This window comes from Paraburkholderia sp. PREW-6R, from assembly GCF_039621805.1.
Taxonomy (GTDB): Bacteria; Pseudomonadota; Gammaproteobacteria; order Burkholderiales; family Burkholderiaceae; genus Paraburkholderia.
Window position 1 is genome coordinate 2,686,644 of the sequence record NZ_CP155073.1, and the last position, 12,818, is coordinate 2,699,461.

Below are 12,818 nucleotides of genomic sequence, written 5' to 3' on the forward strand. Positions count from 1 at the left end.
TTTTGCGCGATCACGGCTCACCTCTTCCCGAGGAACGGGACGACGTTTTAGTTAGCTATCCGTATCTATTTGCGCGTATTCAACTATCCTGGTGTAAGCATCAGACAGCTGATCGGGTCCGCTTTCCGCGATGCAGCATAGCCGCTACAATCAATCATCGAAAAGATATTCGATCCTGACATTACCGAACCGTAGCCAAGGAGAAGACATGGAGATCCGTGACAATGCATTCCTGATCACCGGTGGCGCATCGGGCCTGGGTGCCGCAACCGCACGCCTCATCGTCGAGCATGGCGGCAAAGTGGCGCTCGCCGATCTGAACCAGGATGCCGGCGAAGCGCTCGCCAAAGAATTAGGCGGCGTGTTCGTCAAATGCGATGTAAGCCGCGAAGACGACGCCACCCAGGCGGTCGAGGCCGCCACGCGACTCGGCGCATTGCGTGGACTCGTCAATTGCGCGGGCGTCGCGCCCGCGGTCAAGACAGTCGGCAAGGACGGCCCGCATCCCCTTGACTCGTTCGCACGCACCATCTCGATCAACCTGATCGGCACGTTCAACATGATCCGGCTCGCGGCCGTGGCCATGTCGAAAAACGAGCCGAATTCATACGGCGAGCGCGGCGTGATCATCAATACGGCGTCGGTGGCGGCCTACGACGGTCAGATCGGCCAGGCGGCCTATGCGGCTTCCAAGGGCGGCGTGGTCGGCATGACGCTGCCGATCGCCCGGGATCTGTCGCGCAACGGTATCCGCGTGATGACCATCGCGCCGGGCATCTTCGAAACGCCAATGCTGCTCGGCATGCCGCAGGAAGTGCAGGACGCGCTAGGCGCCATGGTCCCGTTCCCGCCGCGCCTAGGCAAACCCGTGGAGTACGCGATGCTCGCCAAGCAGATCTTTGACAACCCGATGCTCAATGGCGAAGTGATCCGTCTGGACGGTGCAATCCGGATGCAGCCGAAATAGACGACGTGCGCGCGTGCTGCAATGAAAAACGCCTGCGCATTCGTCATGTGCAGGCGGTTCGTTCCATACGTCACGCTGGCGGCGCGAGACGCAGCGCGCCTAGTCGCCGTCGTTATGCTGCGTGCGCTGACGTAATTCGTGCAACTGCGATTCCACCACGGTGGCATCTTCGGCGTCCGGCCTGTCGCCGAGATAACGCTCGAGGTCTTCGAGTGCGGGACGCAGATAGTCGAGCCTCGCGTACGCGAAGCCACGGTCGCGCACCTCTTCGATACTGTCCGGCAGCAGAATGACAAGCCGCTGCTGCACTGCCAGCAAACGCTGCCACCGTTCCGTCTGAAGATAAGTGGACTTCAGATTGCGCAACATGCGCGCAATGATCTCGCGGCGGGTGGCCGGCTGCAATAGCATGCGCAACGCGCGGCTCACCGAGTCGCCCGCTGACGCCACATAGGGCTCCAGCATGTCCACCATCTCCGACTCGGATAGCGAGTGTCCGCTCGTCGGGTCGAGCATCACATCGCCGTCCGGCGTCGTGACGCGCAGCAGAAAATGCCCGGGAAACGACACGCCACGCGCCGGTACGCCGACCTGCTCGGCCATCTCCAGATACAGCACGGCAAGCGAAATCGGAATGCCGCGGCGACGCTTGAGTACGGCGTTCAGGTGGCTGTTGTCCGGATCGTAATAATCGTTGAGATTGCTGGCAAAGCCCAGCTCGCGAAAGAAAAACCGGTTCAGAACGCCGACTTTCTGCCTGATGTCGGCGTCCTCCGGCATGCGACGCTGCAGGCGCACCACCAGTTCGTCGATCTCGGCCAGCGTAGCCTGCAGATCGAGATCGGGATAAGCGTCCTGTGCGAGCGAGAGCGCCGCCTCGGTCAGCGGAAGACTCTCGTCTTCGGCCACGAGCGTGCTGAAATAGTCGAGAACTCGCGTCATCGTGATCACTTCACTCGCCTTTTGAAATACGCGTATTTGAAGCCCATCAGCCAAAGCATACCGAAATATAGCGCGGCGAACAGAACGAGGCACGCTGCGAGCAACACCATGCGATCGACCGGCCGGTTATGCATGCCGATCCAGTCGAAGCTGATGGCGAGCCAGTGCATCACACCCGCCAGCACGAGGCACGCGCCAAGCAACTGCACGAAGAATCTGAGCCAGCCATTGGATGGCATGTAAATGCCGCGTTTGCGCAAACCGAGGAATAGCAGCAGCGCGTTGCCGCACGCACCAAGCCCGACGCTCAGCGTCAGACCGGCATGCGCGAAGATCGGCACGAATACATAGTTGCTCAGCTGCGTCAGAATCAGCACGCCGATGCCGATTTTCACCGGCGTTTTAATGTCCTGCTTCGCGTAGAAACCGGGCGCGAGAATCTTGATCAGGATCAGACCGATCAGGCCCACACCGTATGCCGCCAGTGCGCGCGCCACCATGACGACCGAGTTGCCGTCGAACTTGCCGTAATGGAACAGCGTCGCCGTGAGCGGCTCGGCAAAAAAGAACAATGCGACGGCGCTTGGCGCGGCCAGCAGGAATGTGACGCGCAGCCCCCAGTCGAGCAGGGAGGAATACTCGTGCGGATCGGCGTCGACGTGCGCCTTCGAAAGACTCGGCAACAGGATCGTGCCGAGCGCGACGCCGAGCAGCGCCGTGGGAAATTCCATCAACCGGTCCGCGTAGTTGATCCACGACACGGCGCCCGGGCCAATATGCGACGCGATATTGGTGTTGATGATCAGACTGATCTGCGCGACCGACACGGCGAACATGGCCGGCAGCATCTTCGACAGCACGCGTTTGACGCCACGATGCGCGAGTGCCTTCACCGGATTCCACCCGACGCGCGGAATCATGTCGATCTTCTTGAGGCCGGGTAGCTGCACGACGAACTGCAGCACGCCGCCCGCAATCACCGCCCACGCGAGCGCGTAGACCGGCGTTTGCAGGTGCGGCGCGACGAACACCGCGGCAGCGATGAACGCGACGTTCAGTAGGACAGGCGCGAAAGCCGGCAGCGAGAAGTTCTTGTACGTATTCAGCACGCCCGACGCCAGCGACGTCAGCGAAATGAAAATGATGTACGGGAACATGATGCGCGTCATCGCGACCGCGAGCGCGTAGGCCTGCCCTTCGTGCGCAAGCCCGGACGCGACGACGAAGACCACACCCGACGCGCCCAGCACGCCAATGACCGACAGCACGGCCAGCGCCCAGGCGAGCACCGTCGAGGTGGCGTCGACCAGCGCCTTGGTCGCGTCGTGGCCTTGGTGGTTCTTGAACTCCGCGAGGATCGGCACGAAAGCCTGCGAGAAAGCGCCTTCGGCGGAAATACGGCGCAGCAGATTGGGAATGCGGAAGGCGACGTAAAACGCGTCAGTGTATTGACTGGCGCCGAACGCGCGTGCGATCAGCGTTTCTCGGGCCAGTCCGGTCACGCGGGACAGCAGCGTGAAGCCGCTGACCGTCAGCAGGGCTCGGAATAGATTCATGGGGCGTTGATTATACGGGTGCCGCAAGTGCGGACGACGAGCCAAGACGCGATTCGGACCGATTTACCGCGAAGACGTTCGCAGCGGTGTTTGCATCTTCGCGGTTTTTGATCGTGTCTCGCGGTTTTGACGCGTGTTGTCGCGTGACTCTTCGCGTTGCCTCGGCGAATGACATCCCGGGATGTGAGACGACTCGATTCGGCCCGCCGAGCGCAGGCAAAAAATTCGAGACGCTCGCCTGCCGCAGACAGGACGCGCGCATGCCGCGACGCCCACGCGAACGCGCAGGCAACCGGACCGCCCCCCCGAGCCGCTGCCGGCGCCGCGCAGGGCGTCCGATTACCCGTTGCCACGTGCCTGATTTTGTTGCTATAATCGCCGGTTTCGAAGCTCGCTCAACGTTCGGAAGGGCACTGCTGCTGGTCGTAGGCGCGCAGTTTGATAGCAGCGTTAAGGCATCATCAAGCGCTTGCCGGCCGCAAACACACTTCGCGGCACACCGAACGCGGTTGCGTTCACGTAGTTCGATCGATTCATTCGACACTTTTTGCGCTCTTGGGCAATCGCTTCCAAGAGTTCGGATCTAAAAGCAGCACCTCACCATTTGAAGGTCAGGTACTGGAAACAGGAACAGGATAAGGAACCGTCATGGCTAACTCCGCACAAGCACGCAAGCGCGCCCGCCAGGCCGCCAAGGCAAACTCGCACAACTCGGCACTGCGCTCGAAGTTCCGCACGGCTATCAAGGCTGTCCGCAAGGCAATCGACGCAGGCGACAAGGCTAAGGCCGCTGAAATCTTCCAGGCATCGTCGAAGACCATCGACATCATCGCCGACAAGAAGATCGTTCACAAAAACAAGGCAGCTCGTCATAAGAGCCGTCTCGCTGCAGCCGTCAAGGGTCTGCAAGCGCCCGCAGCCCAGTAATTCCGGTCGGCCCGCTTCGGTGGGCTACCTCCTGTTTCCGCTGCACAGAAAGGCCCGCTTCGGCGGGCTTTTTTGCTTGGCGCGCCATTTTTCCGCTAACGCACGAAACGCGCGGCATTGGCCAGAAAGCTCCACTGCAAGTAGGCGTCGGCGCTGCCTTTGCATTCCGGCCAAGGCTGCGTTTCCAAAACAAAGGTACAAAAAAAACCCGCTTCCGCGGGTTTTTTGCTTTGAGCCGCCCTAGCCTTCAATAAACGCTGTCCAGCTAGATAATGTGCCGCTTCGCCAGCGGCGTTGCATGTTCGAGTTGCAATTCGCACGCCTCGGTGACGACCAGATCATTGTCTTTCGCAAAGTTCAGCACGAAGTCGAACGCCATTGGCTCGATGTCGCGTAATCGCGAATCGAGAATGACGCATTTGAGGTCGCCAATCATGGTAGGACGCACATACAACGAGTATTGCATATAGGCGTTCGGTCCCTTGCGCGCACCGGGACCAAAACCCGCCATGACGCCGGCAAGACGCTCCGACCAGTCGCTCGGCCGAAACTTTTTTCCCGTCGACGTGATGCCCTGAATGAAATATTCGGTTGGAGCTGCTTCGGCCATGTAGGAATACCTGTGTGACTGCCCAGCGAGATGGCGGCAAGCGGTGCTGAAATGCCTGAACACACGGCGCACTGTATTGAAAGCCTGCTGACAAACACCGCGCGCTGCGCACCGCAACGGGCCGCCGCGCCACGACGGCGCGCTTCGCGACGCAGGACCGTACGCGCTTTTCCGGAACCGTGCGAACCGTGTGCCGCGAGCAGAATACCGGCCTGCTGGGCTTAGGGATAACCGCCAGATTATAGCGCAGCGGACCTGTTTCCGCAGCGCACACAAGCGTGTTCCCGAGTCCGCGCACGCCTTTCATACGGCTTTCCCCGACCATTTGGCTGACTCGTCAAACGTGGCGAAATCCTTTATGCTGCACTGAGTTACCACAAACGACGGCGGCGCCGTCCGGCAATCGTGCCGGGTGAGTCCGCCGTATTTGTTTCATGACCGCCAAGAAAATTCGCCACTACCTGCAGTTCAAGGATTTCTCGCTGGAAGACTACGAGTACGTGCTGGAGCGCGCGCGCATTCTGAAACGCAAGTTCAAGAACTACGAGACTTATCATCCGCTGCACGATCGCACGCTCGCGATGATCTTCGAGAAGAATTCCACGCGCACGCGTCTGTCGTTTGAAGCCGGCATTTTCCAGCTGGGCGGCCATGCCGTCTTCATGAGCACGCGCGACACGCAGCTTGGCCGCGGCGAGCCGATCGAAGACGCCGCGCAGGTCATCTCGCGCATGGTCGACATCATCATGATCCGTACGTTCGGCCAAGACATCATTCAGCGCTTCGCCGAAAATTCCCGCGTGCCGGTGATCAACGGCCTGACCAACGAATACCACCCGTGCCAGGTGCTGGCGGACATCTTCACTTACTTCGAGCATCGCGGCCCGATTCGCGGCAAGACGGTCGCGTGGGTTGGCGACGCCAATAACATGCTGTACACATGGATCGAAGCCGCGCAGATTCTCGGCTTCAGGTTGCGCCTGTCCACGCCGCCGGGCTACAAGCTCGACCGTGCAATGGTGGCCGCGGAGAGCGCGCCGTTCTACGATGAATTCGACGACCCGAACGAAGCCTGCACCGGCGCCGATCTCGTCACCACAGACGTATGGACGAGCATGGGCTTCGAGGCTGAGAACGAAGCCCGCAAGGCAGCCTTTGCCGACTGGTGTGTCGACGCGGAAATGATGGCGCGCGCAAACTCAGACGCGCTCTTCATGCACTGCCTGCCCGCCCACCGTGGTGAGGAAGTCAGCGCAGAAGTGATCGACGGTCCGCAAAGCGTCGTGTGGGACGAGGCGGAGAACCGCCTGCACGTGCAAAAAGCCTTGATGGAATACCTGCTGCTCGGCAAGCTCAACCACTGAGCACGCCGTGAGTCGGCATGCGAGCAGCCTCTGCGTGAAGCGCGACGGGGCCTTGAATACGAGGCAAGGCATCCACGTTTTGCGCCACGCGTCAGGCGGGCGGCCAGAATATCGAGGTTTCCGGCTGCACCACCACACTGTCCCAAAATCGCGGACGGCGGGCAGTTTAGTGTCAAAATAGTGACTTTCCGCGCTCCGGGACCGCCGGCGCGCCTTGTTTTCCCGCTTTCTCCAGCTACGAGTTCACCATGAGCGATATCAAGAAAGTCGTGCTCGCCTATTCCGGCGGCCTCGACACCTCCGTCATCCTGAAGTGGTTGCAGGACAACTACGACGCCGAAGTCGTCACGTTCACGGCCGACATCGGCCAGGGCGAAGAGCTGGAACCGGCGCGCAAGAAAGCGTTGCAACTCGGCATCAAGCAGGAAAACATCTTTATCGAGGATCTGCGCGAAGAGTTCGTGCGTGACTTCGTGTTCCCGATGTTTCGCGCCAACACGATTTACGAAGGCGAGTACCTGCTGGGCACGTCGATCGCGCGTCCGCTGATCGCCAAGCGTCAGATCGAGATTGCCCGCGCGAGCGGCGCGCAGGCGGTGTCGCACGGCGCAACCGGCAAGGGCAACGACCAGGTTCGCTTCGAACTCGGCTACTACGCGCTGGAACCGGGCATCAAGGTGATCGCACCGTGGCGCGAATGGGACCTGCTGTCGCGCGAAAAGCTGCTTGCGTACGCGGAAAAAGCCGGCATCCCGATTGAGATGAAGCACAAGCAAGGCGGCGCGCCGTATTCAATGGACGCGAACCTGCTGCACATCTCGTTCGAAGGCCGTCACCTGGAAGACCCGAAGGCCGAAGCCGAAGCCGACATGTGGCGTTGGACGGTCGCGCCGGAAGACGCGCCGGACCAGCCGGAGTACCTCGACATCGAATACGAACACGGCGATCCGGTTGCGATCAACGGCAAGCGTCTGTCGGCTGCTGACATGCTGACCGAGCTGAACCGTCTGGGCGGCAAGCACGGCATTGGACGTCTGGATCTGGTGGAAAACCGTTACGTGGGCATGAAGTCGCGCGGCTGCTATGAAACGCCGGGCGGCACGATCATGCTGAAGGCTCACCGTGGCATCGAGTCGATCACGCTCGACCGTGAAGTCGCTCACCTGAAAGACGATCTGATGGCTCGTTACGCTTCGCTGATTTATAACGGCTACTGGTGGAGCCCGGAGCGTCGCGCGATCCAGGTGTTGATCGACCATACGCAGGAAAAGGTCAATGGCTGGGTGCGGGTGAAGCTGTACAAGGGCAGCGTGTCGGTGGTCGCGCGCGATTCGAAGGAAACGTTGTTCGACAAGACCATTGCCACGTTCGACGACGACGGCGGCGCATACAACCAGGCGGACGCTGGCGGCTTCATCAAGCTGAATGCGCTGCGCATGCGCATTGCCGAGAACGCCCGCCGTCAGCGCAACTGACGATCGGCGTTCCGGTGAGGGCTGGTCTCGCCTGAGCGAAATCGTCCGTTAGAGCCGAGCCAACTTACGCCAGACGCGTGAGCATGAAAAAAGGCGCCAGGAGACACCTCCCGGCGCCTTTTTCAATTCAGCCGACACCAAACGGACCGATAACTCAACGGAACCACACACCAGCAAGCCATTGGCCGCAAATCAGGCCCTCACAAGCACACCGGCTCCGCTTCCAGCTCCACGCCAAACCGCGCCAGCACATCCTGCTGAATAGCGCTCGCCAGGGCCAGCACATCGACGCCAGTCGCGCCGCCGCGATTCACGAGCACCAGCGCCTGCCGTTCATGCACCGCCGCCGCCCCGAGCGCCCGGCCCTTCCAGCCGCAGCGGTCGATCAGCCAGCCCGCCGCGAGCTTCACGCGGCCATCCGGCTGCGCATACGACACCAGCTCGGGCTCCCTGACCTTCAGCGCGTCGAACTGCGCCGCGTCGATCACCGGATTTTTGAAAAAGCTGCCCGCGTTGCCAAGCTGCAGCGGATCGGGCAACTTTGCACGCCGCACAGCAACGACGGCATCGAATATGGCCTGCGCGTCGAGCGCGCCTTGCGGGCCGCCGCGTGCCGCAAGCTCGCGTGCAAGATCCGCGTACCCTGCGCGCGGCTGCCAGTTCTTCGGCAGGCGGAACGTGACTGACGTAATCACAAACCGGTCACGTCCTTCCCGCTTGAAAAAGCTGTCGCGATAGCCGAAGCGGCAGGCATCCGCGCCGAATTCGTGCACCGCGCCCGTTGCCAGCTCCACCGCGCGCAGGGACGCAAACCGCTCGCCCATTTCCAGCCCGTATGCGCCAATATTCTGGATCGGCGCCGCGCCGACCGTGCCGGGAATCAGCGCGAGATTTTCCAGCCCGGGCAACCCTTGCGACAGCGTCCACGCAACAAACTCGTGCCACGGCTCGCCGGCCGCCGCCTCGACGTACCAGGCCGCGTCGTCCTCGCGCACCACGCGACGGCCGCGCAGCGCGACCAGCAACACCAGCCCCGCGAAGTCGCCGGTCAGCACGACATTGCTGCCGCCGCCGAGCACGAGCCGTTGCAGACCCGCCGCGCGCGGATCGCGCACGGCCGCCATCAGTTGTGCTTCGTGCTCGATTTGGCACGCGAACTGTGCACGAACGTCGAAGCCGAAGGTGTTATGCGCCTTCAGTGAATAGCCGGCAATGAACCCGGCAGAATGGGTGTGGGACATCGGAATGGAAACGGAGCTACCGCGAATAGAGGCGTATGGAGACGAATCGGCGCACACGGACGCGACCACGGACCGGCGCCCCGCCCGTTTCCCCGCAACGATGCGCGGCGGCCTTGGGCAAAAGGGAGTGGCGTCGGTAAAATGACGTCCGGTCCGTGATTATAGCGAGTGCCCCGTGAGCAGCCGACCGGCCGCATCACGCACCGCAGCACCATTGGGAGAAAGCAATGCCATCGTTTGACGTCGTCTGCGAAGCGAACATGATCGAAGTGAAGAACGCGATCGAACAGTCCAACAAGGAAATTTCCACCCGCTTCGACTTCAAGGGGTCGGACGCGCGCGTCGAGCATAAGGAAAACGAAATCACGGCCTATGCGGACGACGATTTCAAACTCGGCCAGGTCAAGGATGTACTGCTGTCGAAGATGGCCAAACGCAACGTGGACGTGCGCTTTCTCGACTACGGCAAGATCGAGAAGATCGGCGGCGACAAGGTCAAGCAGGTCATCAAGATCAAGAAGGGCGTCTCGGGCGATCTGTCGAAAAAAATCGTGCGCCTTGTAAAGGACAGTAAGATCAAGGTGCAGGCAAGCATTCAGGGTGACGCCGTGCGCATTACCGGCGGCAAACGCGACGATCTGCAAAGCGTGATTGCCATGCTGCGCAAGGACGTGACGGACACGCCGCTCGACTTCAACAACTTCCGCGACTGATCAGCAAGTGTCTTGTCTTATTGACCCGCCAAAGCGCCGCGCCAATAAGACAAGCAAGGCATCAACGATCGTTGGCTGCGGCATTCGCTGCCGCCTGCGCCTTTTTCTTGTCGCCAATACGGCTTTCCTGCCCGCGCATCAACTTGTTGATGTTGCCGCGATGACGCCACACGAGCAGTGAACTCATCACGACAATGGCGAGCGCAATCATGTGCGGCCCGAACAGGAAGCCGTCGAAAAGCGGTGCAAACACTGCCGCCGCGAGTGCCGCCAGCGACGAATAGCGCGTGAAGAATGCGACGATCAGCCAGGTCAGCAGCGTGGCAATACCGAGAATCGGATTGATCGCGAGCAGCACGCCCGCCGCCGTTGCCACGCCCTTGCCGCCCTTGAAGCGAAAGAACACCGGATACAGATGGCCGAGAAACACGGCGATCGACGCAACCGCGACCGACGTGTCGTCGAGTCCATAGCGCGTACCGTACTGCACGATGAACCACACGGGCAGCCAGCCTTTGAACGCATCGCCGAGCAGCGTGAGAATCGCGGCCTTCTTGCTGCCGCTGCGCAGCACGTTAGTGGCGCCGGGATTGCCGGAGCCGTATGAGCGCGGGTCGTCCAACCCCATCGCGGCGCTCACGATCACGGCGAACGACACCGAGCCGATCAGGTAGGCAACAACAGCGACGATCAGGTTTTGCATCTCGGGACTCTTCTAAGATAGGCGGTCTGAAAACTCGATACTCGACCGCAGCAGGGATTGAAGCGGCGCGTATTCTACCGAACCCGAAGGCCCGGAAAACATTCAGGCAAACGTCAATCGACGCTGGCGCACTGCACCGCCCGAGCCGCCAGCAGTTCGGTCAGGACCTTCGGTGCGATGCTGACGAGAAAACCGCGCCGCCCGCCGTTCAACCAGATTGTGTCCATCTCCAGGATGCTCGACTCCACGTACACCGGCATCTGCTTGCGTGTGCCGAACGGCGACGTACCGCCGATCAGGTAGCCGGAATGCCGGCTCGCCACTTCGGGTTTGCATGGCTCCACGCGTTTTGCGCCGATCTGCCGCGCGAGATTCTTCGTGCTGACCGTGCGGTCCCCGTGCATCAGCACGATCAGCGGCTTCGCATGTTCGTCTTCCATGACCAGCGTCTTCACGACATGATGTTCATCCACGCCGAGCTGGCGTGCGGATTCGGCTGTGCCGCCGTGCTCGACATAGTCGTAAGGATGCTCGCCGAAGGTAACGCCGTGACGCCGCAAAAACTGCGTGGCGGGCGTTTCGGACACGTGTCTGGATTTGCTCATCGGCGCATTGTAATGGCGAGTTTGCACAACGGCTATTTGCCGAACGGCCAATTGTGCGAGCTGGACCGTTGTGGCACGATCGTTCGACATATTCCCGGCGCACCGTACGTCCAACACCGAGTTCAAGTCAGGAGACACTGTTGAGCCACGAATCCGCGCCCCGCTCCGCGCTCGATATCACGGCGCTGCTCGCCGGGCTGCCGGCGCGTATCGCCGACATCCCCATACTCGCCGCCGCGCGGAATCCGCATCATGTCCTGTTGATCGAAGACGCGCGCCGTCTGACCAGCGCGCAACTGCTGCACGCTGTCGATGCCGTCGCCGAACTTCTGCGCGCCTGGGGCGTGCGCGGCGGCGATCGCGTGATGATCGTCGCGGAAAATAGCATCGCGCAGATCGTGCTGCTGTTCGCCGCCGCGAAACTCGATGCGTGGGCGCTAGTGTCGAACGCGCGTCTTTCGGCGGCCGAACTGGATTCGATCCGCGCTCATGCGCAGCCGCGCGTGGTCGCCTATGTGGTGGAGAGCTCCGCCGACGCGGCACTGCATGCCGCGCGCCATCACGCGCAAGCCGCGCCCGCGCTCACGCCGGACATCGGCGCATGGTCCTACGCCGTCGACCAGACCGTACAGGCGGAGCCGGTCGAGGCCGCCGGCGAGCGCCAATGCGCCGCGCTCATTTACACCACGGGTACGACTGGCGCGCCGAAGGGCGTCATGCTGTCGCACCGCAACCTGCTCTTTATCGCCGCTGTCTCCAGCCGGTTGCGCAAAGTCGGCCCGGAAGATGTCGTGTACGCGGTGCTGCCCATCTCTCATGTGTACGGGTTCGCGTCCGTGTGTCTCGGCAGTCTGCACGCCGGCGCCACTTTGCGGCTCGCGCCGCGCTTCTCGCCCGAAGCCGTGCGCCGCGCACTGGCCGAGGAACGCGTGTCGATCTTCCAGGGTGTCCCGGCCATGCACGCGAGGCTGCTCGAACATCTGCAGATACACGGCCACGCATGGGCCGCACCGCAGTTGCGCTTTGCCTATTCAGGCGGCTCGCCGCTCGACGCCGCCTTGAAAGCCAGAGCCGAAGCCATTTACGGCCTGCCGCTGCACAACGGTTACGGCATGACTGAAAGCAGCCCGACCGTCGCGCATACCATGCTCGACGCGCCGCGCGCGGACTGCTCGGTGGGCGAGATCATTCCGGGCGTCGAGGCGCGCTTCGTCGGCACAAATGGCGTGGATGCCGCCCGCGGCGAGATCGGCGAGTTGTGGGTACGCGGACCCAACGTGATGCTCGGCTACTACCGCAACCCGGAGCAGACGCGCGCCGCCGTCACCGAAGACGGCTGGCTCAAGACCGGCGATCTGGCGCGCGAGGACGCGGACGGCGCGCTGCATATCGTCGGGCGCAGCAAGGAGTTGATCATCCGGTCGGGTTTTAACGTCTATCCGGCTGAGGTCGAGCACGCGCTGAATGCGCATCCGCAAGTGGTGCAGTCGGCGGTGATTGGGCGCGCGGTCGAGGGCAACGAGGAAGTGGTCGCGTTCGTCGAACTGATCGCAGGCGCCGCGGTGACGCCCGCCGAGCTGATTCAATGGTGCGGCGAGCGGCTCGCGCCATACAAGCGCCCCGCCGAGGTCAAGGTGCTCGCGGCGCTGCCGGCCGCGTCAACCGGCAAGATTCTCAAGCATCAGTTGCGCGCTCACCTGTGAGGCGCGCGTTGT

At 61.9% G+C, this 12,818-nt stretch carries 12 protein-coding genes; 6 read left to right on the forward strand and 6 right to left on the reverse strand.

Features of this window, described 5'->3' with window-relative positions; genetic code table 11:
* Positions 1 to 208 precede the first annotated feature (208 nt).
* Positions 209 to 967, forward strand: a complete 759-nt coding sequence (locus AAGS40_RS11715) for a 3-hydroxyacyl-CoA dehydrogenase (protein WP_345811518.1) — start codon at positions 209 to 211, stop codon at positions 965 to 967.
* Positions 968 to 1,066: 99 nt separating this feature from the next.
* Here AAGS40_RS11715 and AAGS40_RS11720 read toward each other — a convergent pair whose 3' ends face one another.
* Complete coding sequence (locus tag AAGS40_RS11720; protein WP_345811519.1) at positions 1,067 to 1,909, reverse strand: SirB1 family protein; 843 nt, start codon at positions 1,907 to 1,909, stop codon at positions 1,067 to 1,069.
* Positions 1,910 to 1,914: 5 nt separating this feature from the next.
* A complete protein-coding gene (gene murJ / locus AAGS40_RS11725; RefSeq protein WP_345811520.1) occupies positions 1,915 to 3,465 on the reverse strand; it encodes a murein biosynthesis integral membrane protein MurJ in 1,551 nt (516 codons plus the stop codon).
* 648 nt (positions 3,466 to 4,113) lie between these two features.
* On the opposite strand from murJ, the gene rpsT reads away from it, so the two are divergent.
* A complete protein-coding gene (gene rpsT, locus AAGS40_RS11730) occupies positions 4,114 to 4,392 on the forward strand; it encodes a 30S ribosomal protein S20 (RefSeq protein ID WP_345811522.1) in 279 nt (92 codons plus the stop codon).
* Positions 4,393 to 4,657: 265 nt separating this feature from the next.
* Here rpsT and AAGS40_RS11735 read toward each other — a convergent pair whose 3' ends face one another.
* Complete coding sequence (locus tag AAGS40_RS11735; protein ID WP_345811524.1) at positions 4,658 to 5,002, reverse strand: DUF3579 domain-containing protein; 345 nt, start codon at positions 5,000 to 5,002, stop codon at positions 4,658 to 4,660.
* A 434-nt stretch (positions 5,003 to 5,436) separates the two neighbouring features.
* Here AAGS40_RS11735 and argF point away from each other — a divergent pair, with 434 nt between their 5' ends.
* Together argF and AAGS40_RS11745 are read left to right on the forward strand one after the other, a co-directional pair.
* Complete coding sequence (gene argF, locus AAGS40_RS11740; protein WP_345811526.1) at positions 5,437 to 6,366, forward strand: ornithine carbamoyltransferase; 930 nt, start codon at positions 5,437 to 5,439, stop codon at positions 6,364 to 6,366.
* A 248-nt stretch (positions 6,367 to 6,614) separates the two neighbouring features.
* A complete protein-coding gene (locus AAGS40_RS11745; protein ID WP_345811528.1) occupies positions 6,615 to 7,841 on the forward strand; it encodes an argininosuccinate synthase in 1,227 nt (408 codons plus the stop codon).
* 200 nt (positions 7,842 to 8,041) lie between these two features.
* Here the strand turns inward: AAGS40_RS11745 and murB are convergent, their stop codons facing one another.
* Entirely contained in the window at positions 8,042 to 9,082 is a 1,041-nt protein-coding gene (gene murB / locus AAGS40_RS11750) for a UDP-N-acetylmuramate dehydrogenase (RefSeq protein ID WP_345811530.1), read from the reverse strand.
* 227 nt (positions 9,083 to 9,309) lie between these two features.
* On the opposite strand from murB, the gene AAGS40_RS11755 reads away from it, so the two are divergent.
* Positions 9,310 to 9,795, forward strand: a complete 486-nt coding sequence (locus AAGS40_RS11755; protein WP_007180572.1) for a YajQ family cyclic di-GMP-binding protein — start codon at positions 9,310 to 9,312, stop codon at positions 9,793 to 9,795.
* 61 nt (positions 9,796 to 9,856) lie between these two features.
* On the opposite strand, the gene plsY is transcribed toward AAGS40_RS11755, so the two are convergent.
* Entirely contained in the window at positions 9,857 to 10,498 is a 642-nt protein-coding gene (gene plsY, locus AAGS40_RS11760) for a glycerol-3-phosphate 1-O-acyltransferase PlsY (protein WP_345811534.1), read from the reverse strand.
* A 113-nt stretch (positions 10,499 to 10,611) separates the two neighbouring features.
* Positions 10,612 to 11,103, reverse strand: a complete 492-nt coding sequence (gene ybaK / locus AAGS40_RS11765) for a Cys-tRNA(Pro) deacylase (protein WP_345811536.1) — start codon at positions 11,101 to 11,103, stop codon at positions 10,612 to 10,614.
* Between the two features lie 140 nt (positions 11,104 to 11,243).
* Here ybaK and AAGS40_RS11770 point away from each other — a divergent pair, with 140 nt between their 5' ends.
* Positions 11,244 to 12,806: an AMP-binding protein gene (locus tag AAGS40_RS11770; protein ID WP_345811538.1), complete on the forward strand. Its 1,563-nt coding sequence runs from the start codon at positions 11,244 to 11,246 to the stop codon at positions 12,804 to 12,806.
* The last annotated feature ends 12 nt before the right edge of the window (positions 12,807 to 12,818 follow it).

Excerpts from the sequence above, each read along its gene's own strand:
- AAGS40_RS11715 (WP_345811518.1), top strand. The coding sequence starts at position 209 with ATGGAGATCCGTGACAATGCATTCCTGATCACCGGTGGCGCATCGGGC.
- AAGS40_RS11720 (WP_345811519.1), bottom strand. The coding sequence starts at position 1,909 with ATGACGCGAGTTCTCGACTATTTCAGCACGCTCGTGGCCGAAGACGAG.
- murJ (WP_345811520.1), bottom strand. The coding sequence starts at position 3,465 with ATGAATCTATTCCGAGCCCTGCTGACGGTCAGCGGCTTCACGCTGCTG.
- rpsT (WP_345811522.1), top strand. The coding sequence starts at position 4,114 with ATGGCTAACTCCGCACAAGCACGCAAGCGCGCCCGCCAGGCCGCCAAG.
- AAGS40_RS11735 (WP_345811524.1), bottom strand. The coding sequence starts at position 5,002 with ATGGCCGAAGCAGCTCCAACCGAATATTTCATTCAGGGCATCACGTCG.
- argF (WP_345811526.1), top strand. The coding sequence starts at position 5,437 with ATGACCGCCAAGAAAATTCGCCACTACCTGCAGTTCAAGGATTTCTCG.
- AAGS40_RS11745 (WP_345811528.1), top strand. The coding sequence starts at position 6,615 with ATGAGCGATATCAAGAAAGTCGTGCTCGCCTATTCCGGCGGCCTCGAC.
- murB (WP_345811530.1), bottom strand. The coding sequence starts at position 9,082 with ATGTCCCACACCCATTCTGCCGGGTTCATTGCCGGCTATTCACTGAAG.
- AAGS40_RS11755 (WP_007180572.1), top strand. The coding sequence starts at position 9,310 with ATGCCATCGTTTGACGTCGTCTGCGAAGCGAACATGATCGAAGTGAAG.
- plsY (WP_345811534.1), bottom strand. The coding sequence starts at position 10,498 with ATGCAAAACCTGATCGTCGCTGTTGTTGCCTACCTGATCGGCTCGGTG.
- ybaK (WP_345811536.1), bottom strand. The coding sequence starts at position 11,103 with ATGAGCAAATCCAGACACGTGTCCGAAACGCCCGCCACGCAGTTTTTG.